The 18,523-nt window shown below is 63.8% G+C and carries 20 protein-coding genes; 7 read left to right on the top strand and 13 right to left on the bottom strand.

Annotated elements, in window-relative coordinates:
- The first annotated feature begins 42 nt into the window (after nt 1-42).
- Nucleotides 43-981, top strand: coding sequence for a hypothetical protein (locus Q0C23_RS05260; RefSeq protein ID WP_291511336.1), 939 nt, complete (start codon nt 43-45; stop codon nt 979-981).
- 7 nt (nt 982-988) lie between these two features.
- Complete coding sequence (locus Q0C23_RS05255) at nt 989-1,276, top strand: zinc ribbon domain-containing protein (protein ID WP_291511335.1); 288 nt, start codon at nt 989-991, stop codon at nt 1,274-1,276.
- Between the two features lie 148 nt (nt 1,277-1,424).
- On the opposite strand, the gene Q0C23_RS05250 is transcribed toward Q0C23_RS05255, so the two are convergent.
- The 11 genes from Q0C23_RS05250 to Q0C23_RS05200 form a co-directional block, all read right to left on the bottom strand.
- Complete coding sequence (locus Q0C23_RS05250; protein ID WP_291511334.1) at nt 1,425-1,793, bottom strand: hypothetical protein; 369 nt, start codon at nt 1,791-1,793, stop codon at nt 1,425-1,427.
- A 67-nt stretch (nt 1,794-1,860) separates the two neighbouring features.
- Entirely contained in the window at nt 1,861-2,871 is a 1,011-nt protein-coding gene (locus tag Q0C23_RS05245; RefSeq protein WP_291511333.1) for a CDP-6-deoxy-delta-3,4-glucoseen reductase, read from the bottom strand.
- Between the two features lie 108 nt (nt 2,872-2,979).
- Nucleotides 2,980-3,615, bottom strand: a complete 636-nt coding sequence (gene rnt / locus Q0C23_RS05240; RefSeq protein ID WP_291511332.1) for a ribonuclease T — start codon at nt 3,613-3,615, stop codon at nt 2,980-2,982.
- Entirely contained in the window at nt 3,612-4,388 is a 777-nt protein-coding gene (gene fetB / locus Q0C23_RS05235) for an iron export ABC transporter permease subunit FetB (protein ID WP_291511331.1), read from the bottom strand. Before fetB ends, rnt begins: the two co-directional genes overlap by 4 nt.
- Complete coding sequence (locus Q0C23_RS05230; protein WP_291511330.1) at nt 4,385-5,092, bottom strand: arginyltransferase; 708 nt, start codon at nt 5,090-5,092, stop codon at nt 4,385-4,387. Before Q0C23_RS05230 ends, fetB begins: the two co-directional genes overlap by 4 nt.
- Nucleotides 5,089-5,820, bottom strand: coding sequence for a leucyl/phenylalanyl-tRNA--protein transferase (aat, locus tag Q0C23_RS05225; RefSeq protein ID WP_291511329.1), 732 nt, complete (start codon nt 5,818-5,820; stop codon nt 5,089-5,091). The genes Q0C23_RS05230 and aat overlap by 4 nt, the downstream gene beginning before the upstream one ends.
- A gap of 68 nt (nt 5,821-5,888) precedes the next feature.
- Nucleotides 5,889-6,791, bottom strand: a complete 903-nt coding sequence (gene htpX, locus Q0C23_RS05220; RefSeq protein WP_291511328.1) for a protease HtpX — start codon at nt 6,789-6,791, stop codon at nt 5,889-5,891.
- A 78-nt stretch (nt 6,792-6,869) separates the two neighbouring features.
- Nucleotides 6,870-7,541 (bottom strand): dethiobiotin synthase, encoded by a 672-nt coding sequence (gene bioD, locus Q0C23_RS05215; protein WP_291511327.1) that lies wholly within the window; start codon nt 7,539-7,541, stop codon nt 6,870-6,872.
- Nucleotides 7,542-7,548: 7 nt separating this feature from the next.
- The gene (bioC, locus tag Q0C23_RS05210; protein ID WP_291511473.1) at nt 7,549-8,424 is read right to left on the bottom strand and encodes a malonyl-ACP O-methyltransferase BioC; all 876 of its coding nucleotides are present in this window, start codon (nt 8,422-8,424) and stop codon (nt 7,549-7,551) included.
- A 5-nt stretch (nt 8,425-8,429) separates the two neighbouring features.
- Nucleotides 8,430-9,179: an alpha/beta fold hydrolase gene (locus tag Q0C23_RS05205; RefSeq protein ID WP_291511326.1), complete on the bottom strand. Its 750-nt coding sequence runs from the start codon at nt 9,177-9,179 to the stop codon at nt 8,430-8,432.
- The gene (locus Q0C23_RS05200; protein ID WP_291511325.1) at nt 9,176-10,348 is read right to left on the bottom strand and encodes an 8-amino-7-oxononanoate synthase; all 1,173 of its coding nucleotides are present in this window, start codon (nt 10,346-10,348) and stop codon (nt 9,176-9,178) included. Before Q0C23_RS05200 ends, Q0C23_RS05205 begins: the two co-directional genes overlap by 4 nt.
- Nucleotides 10,349-10,434: 86 nt before the next feature.
- Between Q0C23_RS05200 and Q0C23_RS05195 the strand changes: the two genes are divergently transcribed.
- From Q0C23_RS05195 to Q0C23_RS05175, 5 genes are all read left to right on the top strand, one after another.
- Nucleotides 10,435-11,166, top strand: a complete 732-nt coding sequence (locus Q0C23_RS05195; protein ID WP_291511324.1) for a ComF family protein — start codon at nt 10,435-10,437, stop codon at nt 11,164-11,166.
- Nucleotides 11,156-11,662 (top strand): tRNA (cytidine(34)-2'-O)-methyltransferase, encoded by a 507-nt coding sequence (locus Q0C23_RS05190; protein ID WP_291511323.1) that lies wholly within the window; start codon nt 11,156-11,158, stop codon nt 11,660-11,662. The genes Q0C23_RS05195 and Q0C23_RS05190 overlap by 11 nt, the downstream gene beginning before the upstream one ends.
- A gap of 102 nt (nt 11,663-11,764) precedes the next feature.
- Nucleotides 11,765-13,162, top strand: coding sequence for an MFS transporter (locus Q0C23_RS05185; RefSeq protein ID WP_291511322.1), 1,398 nt, complete (start codon nt 11,765-11,767; stop codon nt 13,160-13,162).
- A 121-nt stretch (nt 13,163-13,283) separates the two neighbouring features.
- Nucleotides 13,284-15,398 (top strand): 5-histidylcysteine sulfoxide synthase, encoded by a 2,115-nt coding sequence (ovoA, locus tag Q0C23_RS05180; RefSeq protein WP_291511321.1) that lies wholly within the window; start codon nt 13,284-13,286, stop codon nt 15,396-15,398.
- On the top strand, nt 15,395-16,567 hold the full coding sequence (locus Q0C23_RS05175; protein ID WP_291511320.1) for a PatB family C-S lyase: 1,173 nt from the start codon (nt 15,395-15,397) through the stop codon (nt 16,565-16,567). The genes ovoA and Q0C23_RS05175 overlap by 4 nt, the downstream gene beginning before the upstream one ends.
- Here the strand turns inward: Q0C23_RS05175 and Q0C23_RS05170 are convergent.
- Together Q0C23_RS05170 and Q0C23_RS05165 are read right to left on the bottom strand one after the other, a co-directional pair.
- Complete coding sequence (locus Q0C23_RS05170) at nt 16,482-17,843, bottom strand: 3-deoxy-D-manno-octulosonic acid transferase (RefSeq protein ID WP_291511319.1); 1,362 nt, start codon at nt 17,841-17,843, stop codon at nt 16,482-16,484. The genes Q0C23_RS05175 and Q0C23_RS05170 overlap by 86 nt on opposite strands.
- The gene (locus tag Q0C23_RS05165) at nt 17,843-18,523 is read right to left on the bottom strand and encodes a tyrosine-protein phosphatase (RefSeq protein ID WP_291511318.1); all 681 of its coding nucleotides are present in this window, start codon (nt 18,521-18,523) and stop codon (nt 17,843-17,845) included. Before Q0C23_RS05165 ends, Q0C23_RS05170 begins: the two co-directional genes overlap by 1 nt.

The raw sequence follows: 18,523 nt of genomic DNA, 5'->3' as shown, positions 1-18,523 counted from the left end.
TGCTATGCTTTCGTGCAGTCCTCATTCCTTATGGAATCCACTATGTTTCAGCACACCCCCAGCCAAGGCGATTTATCCTTTTCTCTGTTGCTGCGCGCCCTGCGCGGAATCACCATGTGGCAACCCATAGTGGTCTATGTCCTGGCTACGGGTCTGGGCTTCGCCATCTGGGAAGCGCTCAGCCAGTGGTCGCGCGCGGAACTACCGGTCTTGGTGGGTGCCCTCTTCTTCCTCGCCAGTATCGGGGTCGGTTATCTCGGTGCCGGCAAGGTGCTGATCTACGAGGCGCGGGGAGAAAGGCTGCCGGGCATCTTTGCCAGCCTGGGTTTTGGCCTGCGGGTATTGCCACGTCTTTTTGGCCTGTTACTGGTCGAGGCCCTGCTGTTGTTCGGCATTTTCTTGGTGGAGACCCTCGCCTTTGCCCTGTGCAAGTTACCGGGAGTCGGGCCCTATCTCTTCCTTGGGATCTTCCCCATGGCCGTGGTGATCGATGCCGTGGTCTTCGTCCTCGCCATCATCGTCTTCAATCTGTCGGGTCCTGCCCTCTGGCACGGAGAGAGTGTCACCAAGAGCCTCGGACACACTCTTGGCATCGCGCGCAGCAAGCCCGGCTCGGTGCTACTGATGATGCTTCTGTTGACCGTTCTCAGTATGGGCCTTGGCCTGATCGTTTCCGTCGTACTCTACACCGGTTATTCCATGGCCATGAGCAGCGCCCTACCTCTGCTTGCCAACGTGCTGCGCGATCCTGGCGACTGGATCCTGCAGGTTTTCACCCTGTTGATGGGCAACGGTGACGTATTCGGGCACCTCGCCGCCGGCACCGATGCTAGCGGTAGCTCCCTGTTTGCCCTGGGCCAGGGGCTCGGACTCGTCATCGCGACGGGGCTGATCTTTATCCTGCCCAATGTCGTCTTCCTGCTGGGAATGGCACACATATACATAGAGGCCCTCGAACTCACAGCGCCAGAAGATGTATAATGCGGTCATGAAGAAGTTACTGCATCAGTGGGAACTGGAGAAAAGACGCTGCCAGAGTTGCGGCATGCCCTTGCAGTACGACCCGAAGGGCGGCGGTAGCGAGGCAGACGGCAGTCGGAGTGCACTCTACTGCAGTTACTGCTACGACCAGGGCGCGTTTCGTGACCCCGATCTGCGCCTCGACGAGATGCAGGCGCGGGTACGCCAACTGCTGCGCAAGCGCAATGCGCCGTGGTACATACGCGCCTACATGGCACACCGCGTTCCAACGCTGCGGCGCTGGCGCAGCAAATAAGCGATGACTGTACGATAAAATAAGTGACAACTGAAAAGGCCCACAGCCAAGGGTCGTGAGCCTTCTTTATAATGCTCGCAAGGACCTGCTCCGACCGAACGGATCCCATCGCGAACGTGGCACGGATCCGAAACCGTATCCCTTACACTTAGAGTGCTGCGCGCGGCTTGCGTCCGCGCTTGGGCTTCAGTTCTTGCATCAATTGTTCGCCGCGCTGCTTGAGGGCTTCCAGCTGCTCCTCATTGCTGCCACTGTGGTCACGCACCTCGGCCACGGCCGCAAGAATCTGGGTCGGTTCCCACTCGGGTACCAAACGAGTGATACGATCGAGCAGAGCACGCCGCTGTGCCTCACGCTCCCGCCGCAGACGCGGATTTTCCTGTAGACTGCGCTTCTGCGCCTCGATTTTGGCCAACTGCTCGCGCAGTCGCATTTCCGTCTGCTGTCGCTTTGCCTCGAGATCCGCCAGACGCTCCTCTGCCGTACGCCGATGCCGCTTTTTAACCGTTGTCTCCATGTCTTTTGCTCCCACTGTGCTGAAACTCTATGTTGCTGAATACAACATAGCGGGAATTATGTCAGCCCTATTTGCTTTTGGCAAATACGAAAGCGTCGGCAAAGATATGTGCTTCATCCAGCCCCGCTGCGCGCAAACGATCGGCCAGGGAAAAGCACATGTCCGGATGACCACAGATATAAGCGTCAAATTCGCTGGGATCGGGAAAGTCCTGGAGGATATGGTCGGTGATATAGCCCCGCGCTCCCGTCCACTGCGCGTCGGGGCGGGAAACGACCTTGTGGACGGTAAAATCGGGGAACACCTGCGTCCACTCCCGCAACAAATCTTCATAATAAAAATCCTGAGGGTGACGCACACCCCAGTAAAGTTGCACGGGGCGCTGCTCGCCGCGCTCAAGCAGCCATTGAAGCATACCCTTGATGGGCGCAAAGCCGGTGCCGGTAGCTGCCATGAGCAGGGGCCGGGTGGACTCCTCGCGAATAAAAAAGGTACCCAGCGGACCCTCGAACCGGAGGATGTCCTTTTCTTTCATCTGTTCGAAGACCTGGGTGGTAAAGCGACCACCCGGGACCCTCTTGATGTGTAATTCCAGAATCCCATCGGCATTGGGGGTATTGGCCAGGGAGAATCCGCGTCGCGCCCCATCCTTGAGAAGGATATCGATGTACTGTCCAGGCAGAAAGGGAAGTTTCTCCGTCGCCGGGATCTTCAGAAAAAGCGCTCGCACATCCGGCGCCAGGTCTTCGATGCGATGCACGCGCGCGGGCAGGGTTTTGATGACGATGCCTTTGGCCGCCCCCACCTCTTTGATTTCGACAGTGACATCCGAAACGGGCATGGCCTGACAGAAAAGTGCAAGCCCGTTCTCCCGATCTGCTGGTGTCAGCACCTTCTCATCGACCTCGCCGTAATCCACCTGACCGTCGAGCAGTCGTCCCTTGCAGGTGCCGCAGGTGCCGCTGCGACAGCTGTACGGCACGTTGAAGCCTTGGCGCAGGGCCGCTTCCAGAATGGTTTCATCGGCCTCGATATCCAGGTCGTGGCCACTGGGTTCAATACGCAATCGAAACGGCATGACGATCATCCTCCAGGCAGATTGCGGCGGGCCCGGGATGACGACCGCCGCAACAGCGCGCAAAAAAAGATCCGGGTTTCTACACCCCGGATGTCGATTCTAGCAGAATTAGCAGGTACTGGTGGACGGTCCTATGCCGCTACCATCGTCCAGACGATCGTAGCGGTTGAGTACCCAGCAAAAGAGTTCGGCGGTGCGCTCGGCATCGTAGAGGGCAGAATGGGCCTGACGCCCATCCCAGGCGAGGCCCGCCTTTTGTACGGCTTTGGCCAGCACCGTCTCGGCAAGGGTGAGAGCCGCGAGAGAAACGGTGTCGAGCACACTGAACGGGTGAAAAGGACTGTTCTTCAACTGCAAGCGTTTTTCTGCGGCATGCAGGAAAGATAGATCGAAATGCGCGTTATGGCCGACCAGCACGGCGCGGCGACAATGCGCTTCTTTGACGGCCTTGCGCAAGGAACGGTATAGAGTCGGAAAAACCTCGGCTTCCGGCAGGGCACCGCGCAGGGCTTGATAGGGATCGATGCCGTTGAAGGCCAGGGCGGCGGGATCCAGCTCGGCGCCGGCGAAAGGCTCGACGTGAAAATGGTGGGTTTCGCCCAGCTGCCAGCATCCATCGGCATAGCGGATGACGATAGCGGCTATTTCCAGCAATGCGTGACGATGGGCGTCAAAGCCGGCACTTTCCACATCCACGACGACGGGTAGGAATCCGCGGAAGCGTTCGTTGGCAGGAAGATTCACGCCGTGCCCCCCGCGCGGTCGGTAAAACGCAGGGCGAGCGGTGCCGCCAGCAGAACGGCGCTGGCAACGCTGAGACTCACTGCGGCGGTGAGCATGATCATGACCACGAGCTGCATGGATACCGCCGCCACCGGAGCCATGCCGGCCAGGATCATCCCCGCTGTGATGCCGGGGATGTGGATCATACCGACGCTCTTGAGGCTGTCGATGGTTGGAATCAGGGAACTACGCACCACGGTAGCGTAGAGGTGGCGCATGGCCTGGCGCTCCGTTGCGCCGAGGGCGAGCATGGCCAGGAGCACATCTTCGCGCTGATCCACCTCGCTGCGCAGACGATTGAGGGCGAGGGACACGGCATTCATGGCATTACCGATGATCATACCACCAATGGGTACCAGCGATTGCCCTTTCCAGAAGACCAGACCCGAGACCAGCATCCAGGCCAGGGTCAGGGTGGTAGCGATGGCAATGCTGGTCACGCCGATCCAGTAGGCGTGGGGGATGCCGGCACCGCGACGCTGGTTGAAACGTCCCGCCAGAAGCATCATCAGCGCCAGAAAAGAGACCAGCAGCGCTGGCTGGTCCTGGCGGAAAAGCCACGCCAGGATGAAGCCCATGAGACCCAACTGCACCGTCGCCCGCAGAGCCGACCAGAGCAGATCCTTACCGACACCGAGCCCCTGCCAGACGGACAGGGCCCAGGCCGAACCCAAAAGCCCGGCGAGCCCCGCCAAGGCCATGGGGGAATAGAAATTCGGGGTGCTGGCCATCATGGGGCGTCGTGCGCCGCAAGCACCTGCCAAAGGCCCTGTCGATAGGCTTCCAGGGGTTGAAACTGCCTCTTATAGGCCATTTTTTTGCTGTCCGCGATCCAATACCCGAGGTAAAGATAGGGCAAGCCCAGAGCTGCGGTCCAGCGGATCTGCGCCAGTATGGACCAGGTGCCCAGGCCGCGTCGCGGCAGATCGGGATCGAAGAAGGTGTACACAGCGGAACAACCCGCCGCCAGGACATCCGTCAGGGCGACCGCCACCAGCCGATCGCCGAGAAAGCTTTGGAGGAGCACGGTTTCCACCCCGCCTCTTTCTTCCATCATCTCGTGATAAAGGCGCTCCCCCTGATCGTCCATGCCGCCACCGGGATGTCGGTGGCGAAGATAGCGTAGAAAGAGGGCCTCCGCCTCAGCCTCCCACTGGGCGGGTCGCAACTCCAGGCGCAAGTCGGCATTGCGGCGCAGGTTACGTTTCTGGCTGCGGTTGGGCGTGAATTCCGCAACGGGTACCCGCACCGATAGACAAGCTCGGCAATGCGCACACTCGGGTCGGTAGGCAACCGCACCGTTGCGGCGAAAACCCTCCTGCAGCAGGAGACTGTAACGCTCGGCACCGATGGCCTCGGCGGGATCGCTGAGGACGAGGGTTTCTTCACGGCCCGGTAGATAGGGACAGGCCTGGGGCAGACTCCGGTAAAAATTCATGCCTCGGAACGGCCTGCGAGCAATTCCGGAGACGGCGACCAAGGGGCGGCGGCTTCAGCGGAAGTCGCCTGCCGCAGGAGCTGGAGAAATTCGGAGCGAGGAAGTTCCACAGCCCCCATCTGTTGCAGGTGCGCCGTCAGGAACTGGGTATCGATTAGACGGAAGTTCCAGGCCTGCAAGTGCCGGGCCAGTGCAAAGAGCGCCCATTTGGAGGCATCCCGCGCGCGACTGAACATGGATTCACCGAAGAAAGCGCTGCCCAAGGCCACGCCGTAAAGTCCACCCACGAGCTCCGCGCCGGCATAGACCTCGAAGGAGTGTGCATAGCCTGCCTGGAATAGTTCCTCATAAGCACGGGCCATGCCCGAGGTGATCCAGGTACCGTCCTGACCTGCGCGCGGTTGGGCGCAGGCTGCCACGACACCGGCAAAGTCGCGATCGATAGCCACCTGCCAGGCTGCACGACGGGCGCTTTTGTGTAAGCTGCGACTGCTGTGCACCGCCGCCGGGAAGAGCACCCCGCGTGGGTCCGGAGACCACCAGAGAATAGGATCGCCCTCACTGAACCAGGGGAAAATACCCTGGGAATAGGCCTGCAAGAGCCGTTCGGCGCGAAGGTCCCCCCCCATGGCGACGATATCGCCGGCCATCTGCGCGGGATCGGGAAAGGCCCGCACCCTGCGCTGCAGCAGGACGGGCCGAAAACCTCCGGGACGCAGGGTGGACATCCCTCAGTCCCGCAAGGGACCGGCAGTACCGCGCTCCAGCGCCGTCGCAGCCTTGCCGGTACCGCCGATCACACGGCCAAGCCCTGGGCACTGCCACCCAGAGCACGCAGGGCAGCTATGCGATCGGCCGTACTGGGGTGGGTGGCAAACCAGCCACGCCAGTTTCCGAAGATGTAGGAGGTCGCCATGGAATCGCGCATGGCATCGTGCTCCAGCTGCGTCCGTGCGCTGTAATCCTCCAGACGCTGCAGGGCGGAAATCATGGCGGCCGCCCCGACCTGCTCGGCTGCAAAGCGATCCGCCGCAAACTCCCTCCGCCGCGAGAACCAGGTGATGGGAAGCAGCGCCAGTATGGATAGAAAGATCTGCAGAGCCAGGGATACCGCAAAGGCCACCATGGGGCGATCATCCAGCAGACTGCGGGCCATGCCCGCCAGCCAGAATACGAAGGTGTTCATCAAGCCCTGCAACAAGGTGGTACTGACCATATCGCCATTGTAGACGTGCCCCATCTCGTGCGCCAGCACCGCTCGCCACTCATCGGGGCGCAGGATCTGGAGCAGTCCGGTGCTCACGGCGATCATGCTGTTGTTGCGACTCGGGCCCGTCGCAAAGGCATTGGGTTCTGGGCTTTCATAAATCCACAACTCGGGCATGGCGATGCCCAGGCGAGACGCGAGCTGCTCCACGGTGTGGAACAGCAACTGCTCGCCGGAATTCTGGGGCTGCTGGATACGCCGCATGGGGAAGCTCTGTCGTGCCATGAACTTGGACAGAGCGAGGGACAGGAAGGCACCGCCGAAGCCGATGACCAGCGCCCAGAGGAAGATGCGCGCATCCACACTGCCGCGCAGGTCTATACCGAAGGCCGGCAGGATCAGGTTGATGAGGATACTGAAGGATATGGATAGGGTCAGGAAGATGAGCAGGTTGCTCACCAACAGCAAGGCAATGCCTTTGAAAGATCTCATGGGTACGCTCCGTCCGTTGACGACCGGGGGCTTGCGGCCCGCACCTCGGTCAAATTGCTCATTCTTGTCGGACTGAGTCTAGCAGTTGTCTTCGTTCAAAGGAAGGTTCAGAACCGGCGCCAAGGCCTTGGGATCGGGCCGTTCCACGTAAGGCAAGAGGCCCAGTAGCGGACCGTGCAGACAGGCGCGCAGTCCTTCCAGAGTACCCGCCGCCGGCGTGCCAGGCTCAGGCTGCGTGCCGATCCAGCCGGCATAGGGCAGCGCCCGCACCCGGATGGCTTCCTCCGTCAGGCGGGCGTGATTGATGGCGCCCAGCCGCAGGGCAACCACGAGGACCAGTGGCAGGCCCAACTCCGCCGCCCAATCGCGGTAATCCCATCCATCCCCCAGGGGCACCAGCAGGCCGCCGGCCCCTTCCACCAGGACTCGGTCCACGCGGCACGCCGCTTGCTGCACGAAAGCCGTCAGACGCGCGCGCTGGATGACCTGGCCGTGCAACTGTGCCGCCCAATGAGGCGCGATGGGTTCATCGAAGGCGTAGCAATTGCACTCGGCTGCCGACAAGGGCGGATGGCTGTGACGACGCAGCCGCTCCACGTCCTCGAAGCGACCTTGGACATCGCGCCCGGATACTACGGGCTTGAGCGCCGCGACACGCCAGCCGCGCTGAGCCAGGGCCTCCGCCAGGGTAGCGGTGACGACGGTCTTGCCCACGCCCGTGTCGGTACCGGTGATGAAGTAGCCGCGCACGACGATGTCACACTCCTTTCGGGCGGCGTGGGTAAAAGCGCAGGCTTGCCACCGCCGGATCCTCGCTCCGAGCCTCCCCGGGTTCCGATGCCCAGGCATGGGCGTAGATCACCTCGTAGTGGGCGGGTAGACGGTCATTGGAGCGCCAGGCCTCGTAGGCGGCGTTGAGGGCCTGCCAGCGCCGGGGTGTCCACAAGCCGCGTGCCCGCCCGCTCAGGGCATTGCCGGCACCGATGCCGCGCAACTCCCGCAGGAGGTCGGCCAGCTGGCGGTACTCCAGGGAAAAATGATCCACGTCCAGAATGGGGTCCACAAAGCCCAGCTGCTGCAGGCTGTCGCCCACCTCGTGCATATCCTGGAAAAAATGGACGTGGGGCTGCGCGTCGACGGCGGCGAAGCTCTGGCGTAATTCCTTCAGGGTGTCGGGCCCCAGGGTGGTGAACAGCAGCAGACCGCCGGGACGCAGCACCCGGGCGATTTCGCGCAGGCTGCGATCAAGATCGCTCCACTGCAGACAGAGATTGGCGTAGACCAGGTCCATGGAAGCTGGGCGCAGGGGCAACGCTTCGGCATCGCCCTGGCAGAAGAGCTGACGTTGGCGCCAACCCTTGCGGCGGCGGGCTTCCAGCAGCATCGGTCGAGCAATGTCCAGGGCGATCACCCGCGCCTTGGGAAAGCGGCCATTGAGCCGCCGGCTCTGCAGACCGGTCCCTGCACCGAGATCGAGAATCCAGTCTGGCGTGCAACGCAAAAAATCCAGACGTTCCATGAGCTTCTGGCCGACCCGATCCTGGAGTACGGCCGTAGCCTCGTAGGCCCGCGCAGCGCGGCCGAAGTGACGACGCAGGGCAGCTTTGTCCACTGTGGGTGTGCGCGGATCCATTTGGCTCACGATAAAATCTCCAGCAGGTAGCGGCTGCAGGCCACCGGGTCCGACAGAAAGGGGGCGTGGCCGGCATCGGCCAACAAACCATAGCGCGCCCCCAACGCCGCCGCCATAGCGGCCGCCGCCGGGGGGACGATACGGTCCCGCCCACCCTGCAGGATCGTCACCGGATAATCCAGCGGTCGCAGGATCGAGCGCAGATCCTGGGTCGCCAGAATATCCAGCCCACCCTGCAGGCACCGGCGGTCTGGGAGGGGCCACTGCCGCGTATCCGGCAGACGCGCCCGGGCCGCCGGATCGCCCAGAATCTGCAAGGCGAGGAAGCGTTGGCGGGTGGCGGAAGGATCCCTACACAGACGCTCGGCGAATTCGGCCAGGGTGGCCTCGGGCAAAGCGCTGGGCCAGTCGGGCCGCTGGACAAAGCAGGGTGAGCTAGCCACGAGCTGCAGACTGGCCAGGTTCAGCGGCTGTCGCAGGGCCAGGCCCAGAGCCAGCAGGCCGCCCAGAGACCAGCCCAAGAGGTGAGGGCGAGACCAGGCGGCGAGGATCTGCGCCAGTTCGTCCAGGCTGCGGTCCCAGAACAGCCCGGCGGCACAGGACGAGGCACCGTGACCGGGAAGATCCAGGCAGATGCAGGTGAAATGGCTCGCCAACTGCGGCAACCAGGGCCCGAAGATCCGACTCTCCATGCCCCAGCCGTGCAGCAGGATGAGCGGCGGCCCCTCGCCGCAGATATGCTGGGCCCAGGTCACAAGGCCGCCAGCGCCGTATTCAGAGCCTTGGCCAGGGCGCCGATGTCGGCGGTGCTGTGACCTGCCGAGAGGGTGATGCGCAGGCGTGCACTGTGCGGCGGTACCGTTGGCGGGCGCACCGCCGGGCAATAGAAGCCTACCTCCCGCAATCTTGCGGACAGGGCAAGGGCGCGCGCATTGTCGCCCAGCAGCAGCGCCTGGATGGGACTGTCGCTGGGCAGCCACTGGCCTTGGGGCAGAGCCTCGCGCAGGGCGTGGCGCAGGGCGAGTAGATGCCGGCGCTCTGCCTCGGCGTCGCGCAGCAGCTCCAGAGCCGCGAGGCTGGCTGCTGCCAGAGCGGCTGGCAACGCCGTGTGGTAGACGAAGCTGCGGGCACGCTGGCGCAACACATCCACCAGCCACTGCGGACCGGCGACAAAGGCTCCGTAGACCCCGAAGGCCTTACCCAGGGTGCCCATGCGCAGCAATGGCCCAGGCTGCTCGATACCGAAGTGGGCCAAGGATCCCCGGCCCGATGCACCCAGAACGCCAAAGGCATGGGCCTCGTCCAGGATCAGCACCGCCTCGTGCTGCCGTGCGAGGTCCAAGAGCTCCGGCAAGGGCGCGACATCGCCGTCCATGCTGAAGACACCGTCGCTGAGGATCCAAGCACGGCCGCTACCGCCCTGGCGCAGGCGATGGGCCAGATCCTCGGGGTCGCCGTGGCGATAACGAATCAGACGCGCACCACAGAGCCGCGCCGCATCTACCAGGGAGGCGTGATTGAGGCGGTCGGCATAGAGACGGTCCTTGCGCCCCACCAGGGCCTGCACCAGACCGAGATTGGCCAGGTAGCCGCTACCGAAGAGCAGCACTGCCTCTTCCCCCAGCCAGGCGGCCAAGGCCTCGGCCAGGGCAGCATGGACGGGACGCTCGCCCCCCAGGAGCGGAGCAGCGCCGGATCCGACCCCGCTGCGAGCGAGTTCGGCGACGGCCGCGCGGCGCAGATTCGGGTGCCCCGACAGGGCCAGATAGTCGTTGCTGGCGAAGGAAAGCAGCTCGCGGCCGCAGGCATCGCGAAAATGCAGACCCTCATTACCGGCTCGATCGAGGGCCTCGAGACTGCGGGTGAGGCCCTCGGCACGCCAATGCTGCTGCTCTATCTGCCACTTTTGCGCCAAGCTTTCCATCCCTGCCCTTATAGGGACGGGAACAATGCCTTGTCAACGTGCGCTGCTGCCGCCACAATCCGAACGTCGTCCAGCCTGGAGTCGGTATGGATTTCGCGGGGATCGTTGCGGCGAGTCGGGACAGGGGCCGTCGCCTTTGGCGGGATGGCTCGGCGCGGCTTCTGGATTGGCTGCTGCCGGAGCGCTGCCGTTCCTGCGACGCGCCCGGAGCCGCTCTGTGCGCGGCCTGCCTCGGCGACTGGCCGCGTCTGCGGGAGGACCGTTGCGCCTACTGCGCTCTGCCCGTGGCGGCCAACGGCGATTGCCCGGTCTGTGCGCTCGAGGCGCCAGCCTGGGATTACTGTTTCACGCCCTTCGTCTACGACACGCCCCTGGACACCGCCATCAGTGCCTGGAAATTTGGCGACCGCCTCGACTGGACGCGGCCGCTCGCCGCCGCCTGGGTCGCTGCCATGGGATCCCAGCCCCCTTCTCGACCCGCCTGTCTGATTCCGGTCCCGCTGCATCGGGCGCGGCTGCGGGAGCGTGGATTCAACCAGAGCGAACTGCTGGCGCGCCATTGGGGGCACCGTTACGGTATCCCGGTGCGTGCACATGTGCAGCGTCGGCGCAATACCCCGCACCAGGTCGGGATGAGCAAGGCAGCCCGCCTGGAAAACCTGCGCGGCGCCTTCTGCCTGCGTGGCAGGCCGCCGACCCACGTCGCCATCGTCGACGACGTCCTGACCACGGGCAGCACCCTGCAGGAGATCGCCCAAGTGCTGCGCGCCGCGGGAGTGGAACGTATCGACACTTGGATCCTCGCCCGTGCCACCTGAAGCCCACGCCGAAGCCGAGGCGGAATCCTGGCTGGACGTCGTACTCTTCGAGCCGGAAATCCCCCCCAATACCGGCAATGTCATCCGCCTCTGCGCCAATACCGGAGTCGTCCTGCATCTGATCGAGCCCCTGGGTTTCGCCTGGGACGATGCGCGTCTGCGCCGTGCCGGTCTGGACTACTGGGAGTTTGCCACCGTGCGGCGCCATGCCCAGTGGCCCGCGTGTCGACGCGCACTGGGCAACCGTCGCGTCCTGGCCTTTACCACCAAGGCGGAACCGGGCAGCTTCGCCGCGGCTCGCTTCCGTCCGGGCGATGTCTTTCTCTTCGGTCCGGAGACGCGGGGTCTGCCACCCGATCTGCTGCAGGAGTTTGCGCCGGAGCAGAGACTGCGCCTGCCCATGCGGCCCGGCAGCCGCAGCATGAATCTCGCCAACAGCGTCGCCGTAGCCGTCTTCGAGGCTTGGCGGCAACAGGGCTACGTCGGCGGCGGCTAATTTTGTCATGAAATTGTCATAAAAACTTCATAAAAGTGTCACATTGCTTTGTTAGGATAGGATCGCAGCACCAAAATCCACCGCAAAGCAAGGAGTTTCGTCATGGCATCCGCATCCAGCAGCGTGCGTGAAAGCACCGTTGCCGACGCCCTCAATACGGCAAGTTTCAGTCCCTTCCACCTCAAGGCCATGTGGGCGGCCTCCATGGGCTTCTTCACTTCGGCTTACGATCTCTTCATCATCGGCACGGCTCTTGTCCTCATCAAGGCCGAATGGCACCTCAGTGCCTCCGAGGTGGGCCTCATCGGCTCCATCTCCCTTATCGCGACCTTCGTCGGCGCCTACTTTTTCGGCATCCTCGCCGACAAGCTCGGGCGCAAGAAGGTGTACGGTCTGGAGGCCATCCTCATGACCATTGGCGCCCTGCTCTCCGCCGTCGCGCCCAATGTCACCGTCCTGCTCATCGCCCGCGTCATCCTCGGTCTTGGTATCGGCGGCGATTATCCCATGTCCGCCGTGCTCATGTCGGAGTACGCCAACGCCAAATCCCGCGGCCGCATGGTGTCCCTGGTCTTCTCCGCTCAGGCCATCGGCCTCGTCATGGGCCCTGTCGTCGCCCTCACCCTCCTCGCCGCCGGTATGGACCACGATACCGCCTGGCGCCTGATGCTGGGTCTCGGCGCCCTGCCCGCCATGGCCGTCATCTACATCCGCCGTACCCTCCCGGAATCCCCACGCTGGCTCGCCCGCGTCAAGGGCGATAGCGCCACCGCCGAGCGCCAGCTGGCCTCCTTCAGCCTCGGCACCGCCGTCGCCAACAAGAGCGACAAGATCGTCAAGCAGCCCCTGTCCAAGTACTGGCTCACCCTGCTGGGTACCGCCGGCTCTTGGTTCATGTTCGACTACGCCTACTACGGCAACACCATCTCCACCCCCATGGTCATGCATCACCTCGCCCCCCACGCCGACGTCATCCAGAGCACCGCGCTGAGCCTCATCGTCTTTGCCGTCGCCGCCGTGCCGGGCTACTTCCTGGCCGCCTTCACCATCGATCGGGTCGGTCACAAGACCCTGCAGATGCTGGGCTTTTTCATGATGGGCCTGATGTTCCTGCTCATCGGCGCCTTCCCCATCCTGACCCAGTCCATTGCCGTCTTCCTGGTCCTCTATGGCCTGTCCTACTTCTTCGCCGAATACGGCCCCAACACCACCACCTTCGTGCTGGCCGGCGAAGTCTTCCCAGTCAACCTCCGCACCACCGGCCACGGCCTCTCCGCCGGTACCGCCAAGGTCGGCGCCTTCCTCGGTGCCCTGGTCTTCCCCATCCTCCTGGCCAAGTTTGGCCTCCACGGCACCCTCATGGTCACTTTCTTCTTCGCCCTCGCCGGACTCCTTCTCACCGCCTTCTGCCTCAAAGAACCCTCCGGCCGCACCCTCGAAGATATCAGCGGCGAGGACAATGTGGTGCCGGGACCCGGCAGTCAACCCGTCCACGTCTAAGACGCCATCCACAAAGTGCCCTGCGACCCCGCCCCGTGCGGGGTTTTTCAATGACGGCGGGCTGTCCGACCGGACGGTATCCTGTGATATACTGGCAGGGAACCGACAGGAGGATGGTTTCATGTCCGAATCTGTGGGCGCACTGCGCCTGGATGGCACCGATGCAGAGCAAAAACGTGAGGAGATACGGCGGCTTTTCCACAACGGTTTTTCCCGTTACGAACGCCTTTTCGAGCACCTCGCCGACGATCGTGCCTGGTACGAAAAGGCCATCAGTCTGCGCCACCCGCTGATCTTCTACTTCGGTCACACGGCGACCTTCTTCACCAATAAATTTCGGGTAGCCGGTCTCATCGAGGAACACCTGGATCCCGTCCTGGAATCCATCTTTGCCGTCGGTGTGGATGAGATGTCCTGGGACGATCTGGACGAATCCCACTACGACTGGCCCTCGGTGGAGGCAGTGCGGGCCTACCGTGCACGAGTACGGGAGATGGTGGACGCGGTGATCCGTCGTCTACCCCTGTCCTTGCCCATCACCTGGGAATCGCCCTGGTGGGCCGTGCTCATGGGAATCGAGCACGAGAACATCCACCTGGAGACGAGCTCCGTACTCATGCGCCAGCTGCCGCTGGAGCGGGTGCGACCCGTTCCCGAATTCGCCCCGGAACCCCTTGGGAGCACGCGGTCGGCACCACGCAATGAGCTCATCCCCATCCCCGCCGGTCTGGTGCGGCTGGGCAAGGAACGCCACAGCCCTCTGTATGGCTGGGATAACGAATACGGGGAACATCGGCAGGAGTTGGGCGATTTTGCCGCCAGCCGCTACCTGGTCAGCAACGGTGAGTTTCTGGAATTCGTGGAGGCTGGCGGCTATGGAGAGTCCCGCTGGTGGGGCAGCGAAGGAGATGCCTGGCGCCGCTTTGCTGGAGCCCGACACCCTAGCTTCTGGCAAAGTGAGGGGGGTCAGTGGCAGCTGCGCCTCATCGCGGAACTACGACCGATGCCCTGGGATTGGCCCGTCGAGGTGAATTATCACGAGGCGGCGGCCTTCTGCGCCTGGAAGTCGGCGCAGACTGGTGAAAAACTGCGTCTGCCCACGGAAGACGAGTGGCGGCGCTTGCGCGACCTGAGCGGTCTGCCGGATGCCGATGCCTGGCGTGAGGCGCCGGGACAGATCGCCTTGGCCAAAGGCTGCTCGCCCTGCCCTGTGGACCGTTATCGTCACGGTGACTGCTACGACGTAGTGGGGAATGTCTGGCAGTGGACGGAAACACCCATCTACCCCTTTCCCGGCTTCGAGGTGCATCCCTACTACGACGACTTCACGGTCCCCACCTTCGATCAGCGCCACAATCTCATCAAAGGGGGTTCTTTCATCAGTTGCGGCAATGAGACCCAGCGCGAGGCACGCTACGCCTTCCGTCGTCACTTCTTCCAACATGCTGGCTTTCGCTATGTGCGCTCCGATAATCCCCTGCCGCAAGTACCCGTCTACGAGAGCGACACCCTGGTAGCGCAGTATTGCGACTTCCACTACGGCCCGAGCCACTTTGAGGTGGCCAACTATCCGGCAGCCATGGCTCGGCTTGCCCTGGAGGCCCTCGGCGACGGTCCGCGGCGGCGGGCGTTGGACATCGGCTGTGCCGTGGGGCGCAGCACCTTCGAGCTGGCTCGAGTCTTCGACGAGGTGGTGGGTATCGACTTTTCGGCGCGTTTCATCCAGGTAGGAGTCCAGCTGCAAAGCCGAGGTCGTTTTCCCTACGCCGTCGTCGAGGAGGGGGAACTGCAGAGCTACCATTGGGCGGACCTGGCGGCTTTGGGTCTGCAGGAATGCAGCCATCGGGTGCAGTTCTTCCAGGGCGATGCCTGCAATCTCAAGCCCATTCACCGCGATTTCGATCTGGTCCTCGCAGCCAATCTCATCGACCGCCTGCGCGAGCCCGAGGTCTTCCTGAAGGACATTGCCGGACGCATCCGCCCAGGGGGTCTGCTGGTGATCAGCTCCCCCTACACCTGGCTGGAGGAGTTCACGCCCAAGGAGCACTGGCTGGGCGGCTTCAAGAAGGACGGCGAGAACTTCAGCACACTCAGGGGGTTACACGTCGCCCTCGACGGTCTATTTCGCCTGCGGCCCGGCTTTCCGCGCGATTTGCCCTTCGTGATCCGGGAGACGGCGCGCAAATTCCAGCACAGCGTTGCCGAGGTCACCGTCTGGGAACGACTGCCGGCATGACGATGGACGCCTTGGACGATCTCGACCGCATCTGGGATCGTCACGGTACCGGTTCTCTGAAGTGGGATGGGGCGCGGGCACGCTTCGGTGCCGAGGTTCTGCCCATGTGGGTGGCGGACATGGATCTGCCCACGGCACCGGTGGTACTGGAAGCCCTGCGACGGCGGCTGGAGCATCCCATCCTGGGTTATCCCTGGCTGGATCACGAATATCTCACGGCCGCTTCCCAATGGATGAGACAGCGGCACGGCTGGGGACCGGAAACGGGGCAGACCCTGGTGGCCAGCGGTGTGGTGCCGGCGCTCTTTGCCGCCGTCCGCGCCCTCAGCGCGATAGAGGACACCGTACTGGTCCTGACGCCCGTCTATCCCCCCTTTCTTCAGGCGGTGCGCAGCAACGGACGGCGGCTGCGGACCCTGCCCCTGGAGCCGGATGCCGAGGGCGTCTACCGGATCCCGTGGGAGCAACTGGCCGATGCCCTGAATGGGACACGGCTCCTTCTATTCTGCTCGCCCCACAACCCGGTAGGCCGGGTGTGGAGTGCCGAGGAATTGTCGTCCCTGGTGGAACTGTGCCGAAGCCGCGGCGTGCGGGTGGTCAGCGATGAGATCCACGCGGATCTGAGTCAGCTGCCACACACTCCGCTACCGAGGCTTATGCCCGAAGCGGTACTGCTCAGCGCGCCCGGTAAGGCCTTCAACATGGCTGGCCTCGGCGGCGCTTTTTTGAGTTGTGGCGATGAAGAGGCACGACGTCTCCTGCGGGAGGAACTGGAACGCTCGCAGTGCCAGCACGCCACGCTGCCGGCCCTGGTGGGGGGCATCGCCGCCTGGCGCGAAGGCGGCCCCTGGCTGGAGGGCATCCGCTCCTATCTGCGGGGCCATGCGCTCTATCTTGCCGCACGCCTGGCGGCGGACCTGCCAGCCCTGGGTTTTCGGCCCCCGGAGTTCGGTTATCTCGCTTGGATCGATCTGCGCCGCTACGGTCAGGACGACGAGCGCATCGACGCGGTGCTGCGCGAGGTGGGCCTAGGGCTCAATGCCGGCGCCGATTTCGGTCCCGGCGGCGCCGGTTTCCGGCGCCTCAATTTCGGCTGTCCGCGTCCTCTGCTGCAGGCTGGGCTCGATCGCCTGCAGCAGGCCCTGGATCTTCTGTCTCCGCCCGCCTGAGCTCTGGCGTCCGGGGCGCCGGCAGGACCGCTTCCCGCGTCAACCACTCCAGGGTTGCTGCCAGCGCCCCCCGCTGGGCGCGCACCCAGCGCGCCGCCCGTTCGCCCGCCGCTGCCCGTAACCCGGGCTCACGCAGCAAGTTGCCGAGCTGCCTTGCAAGATCCTGAGCGCCACGGGTCGGAAAGGCGGCCTGCGCCTCCACCAAGGCCTGCGCTACGGCCGCGAAGTTTTCCATGTGCGGACCGAAGCTCGGGGCTCGACGCAGGACGGCAGCCTCTATGGGATTGTGGCCGCCAACCGGGACGAAGCTGCCGCCGATGGTGACCACATCCGCTGCGGCATAGAAGTCCAGCACCTCGCCCAGGGTATCGATGAGGAAAACGGCCGTCTCACCGGGCTGCGGTGCCTCTCCCCGGGATCGCCGTCGACAGCCCTGTGCTGCGGCACGGATGGTCGTAACGACAGCGTCACCACGCTCCGGATGACGGGGGATAAGCACGAGGAGCAAATCCGGAAACTCCCGCCGCAGGAGCTTCAGCACATCCAGGGCGAGCTCCTCCTCGCCGGCGTGGGTAGAGGCAAATACCCAGAGCGGGCGATCTCCCAGCTGCGTGCGCCACGCCTGCCCCGCCTGTCGCGCGGCCTCTGGCTCCGGCAGATCGGTCTTGATCTGACCAAGCACCGTCACCCGCCTTGCCCCGAGCCTCATAAAGGCCGCAGCATCCTTCTCGCTCTGGGCAGCGATGGGCAAGTCCCGGAGGAGCGGCTCGAACAACCCGGAAAAGCGTCCATAGCCCCGTTGCGAGGACCTGGATAGCCGCGCGTTCAGCAGGGCCAGGGGAATCCGTGCGCGACGGGCGGCGCGATAGAGATTCGGCCAGATTTCCGTCTCCAGGAAAATCCCGGCACAGGGGTTCTGGCGCCGCAGGAATCGTCGTACGGGGCCTGGGGTATCGTAGGGAAGGTAAAGACTGCTGACCTGGCCACCCAGGTGCCGCCGGATGGTGGCGGCACCGGTCGGGGTCGTGCTGGTGACTACCAGGGGCTGACCCGGATAGCGCTCCAGCAGTGCCCGCAGTAGCGGCAGCGCGGCCATGCTCTCCCCCACGCTCACGGCGTGGATCCAGATGGGGCGGCGCCCACGCGCCTGCGGGACCCAGCCGAAACGCTCACGCCAACCCGGTCGGTAGCTGGGCCGACGCCAGATCTTCCATAAGGTGTAGAGCCACAGGAGGGGCGTCAGCAGGAAGGTCAGCAGCCAATAGAGCCTGGACATCATTCCCGTCGCAGTAGTCGATCCGTGAGCCAGTCCAGGCGGTACCAGGGGCGGAAACTAGCAAGTATGGCCTCGCGATCGTAATCCTCGGCAATCCAGCGGCGCAGGTCGAAGTGCGCATCGCGCTGGGCCTGCTGCCGGGCCACCTCAAAGAACCAGTCGAGAATGCCGGTGTTGGCGTGGCGGATGTGACCGTAGGGCCAGATGCGCAGTTGCGCGCTGGCCTTTTCCAGGCTCTGCCCCAGTTGCAGGTGAGTGTAGAGCACACTCATGAAACCCGCTCGATCGGCACCGGACTTACAGTGCATGAGAAAAGGTCGAGGCAGGCGATCCAAGAGTTCGATGGCTTCCATGAACTGCTCCCGCCGTGGTAGATCCCGCGAGCCGATGCCGTGCAGTAGGACATGCTCCATCCCCAGAGCGTCACAGACCTCCTGCTCCAGCTGGAACTGCGGCTCGTGTTCCGCCGGCGCACGCAGATTGAGAACGGCGCGCAGACCAAAACGTCGATGCCAGCGGCGGAGCTGATAGGGTGCCGGCTGGGCAGAGCGATAGGCACCGCGGCCTACTTCGTGGAAATTGACATAGAAGAGCTCGCGGAAAATACCATGATCGTTCCAGAACTGGTGGCGGCGGTAGCGTTGCCGCTCCCTGGCCGTCAGTGTACGGGCGGAAGTCAT

The sequence above is a fragment of the Acidithiobacillus sp. genome (assembly GCF_023256195.1).
GTDB lineage: Bacteria > Pseudomonadota > Gammaproteobacteria > Acidithiobacillales > Acidithiobacillaceae > Acidithiobacillus_A.
Note: the sequence above shows the minus strand (reverse complement) of the source record. Positions and strands in the feature narration are given on the sequence as shown.

Coding starts and splice junctions, on each gene's coding strand:
- Q0C23_RS05200 (WP_291511325.1), bottom strand. CDS start 10,348: ATGGAAAGCTTGGCGCAAAAGTGGCAGATAGAGCAGCAGCATTGGCGT.
- bioC (WP_291511473.1), bottom strand. CDS start 8,424: ATGGATCCGCGCACACCCACAGTGGACAAAGCTGCCCTGCGTCGTCAC.
- Q0C23_RS05230 (WP_291511330.1), bottom strand. CDS start 5,092: ATGAATTTTTACCGGAGTCTGCCCCAGGCCTGTCCCTATCTACCGGGC.
- Q0C23_RS05170 (WP_291511319.1), bottom strand. CDS start 17,843: ATGTCCAGGCTCTATTGGCTGCTGACCTTCCTGCTGACGCCCCTCCTG.
- Q0C23_RS05245 (WP_291511333.1), bottom strand. CDS start 2,871: ATGCCGTTTCGATTGCGTATTGAACCCAGTGGCCACGACCTGGATATC.
- aat (WP_291511329.1), bottom strand. CDS start 5,820: ATGTCCACCCTGCGTCCCGGAGGTTTTCGGCCCGTCCTGCTGCAGCGC.
- Q0C23_RS05175 (WP_291511320.1), top strand. CDS start 15,395: ATGACGATGGACGCCTTGGACGATCTCGACCGCATCTGGGATCGTCAC.
- Q0C23_RS05165 (WP_291511318.1), bottom strand. CDS start 18,523: ATGACTTCCGCCCGTACACTGACGGCCAGGGAGCGGCAACGCTACCGC.
- fetB (WP_291511331.1), bottom strand. CDS start 4,388: ATGATGGCCAGCACCCCGAATTTCTATTCCCCCATGGCCTTGGCGGGG.
- Q0C23_RS05260 (WP_291511336.1), top strand. CDS start 43: ATGTTTCAGCACACCCCCAGCCAAGGCGATTTATCCTTTTCTCTGTTG.
- Q0C23_RS05250 (WP_291511334.1), bottom strand. CDS start 1,793: ATGGAGACAACGGTTAAAAAGCGGCATCGGCGTACGGCAGAGGAGCGT.
- htpX (WP_291511328.1), bottom strand. CDS start 6,791: ATGAGATCTTTCAAAGGCATTGCCTTGCTGTTGGTGAGCAACCTGCTC.
- ovoA (WP_291511321.1), top strand. CDS start 13,284: ATGTCCGAATCTGTGGGCGCACTGCGCCTGGATGGCACCGATGCAGAG.
- Q0C23_RS05195 (WP_291511324.1), top strand. CDS start 10,435: ATGGATTTCGCGGGGATCGTTGCGGCGAGTCGGGACAGGGGCCGTCGC.
- Q0C23_RS05185 (WP_291511322.1), top strand. CDS start 11,765: ATGGCATCCGCATCCAGCAGCGTGCGTGAAAGCACCGTTGCCGACGCC.
- Q0C23_RS05255 (WP_291511335.1), top strand. CDS start 989: ATGAAGAAGTTACTGCATCAGTGGGAACTGGAGAAAAGACGCTGCCAG.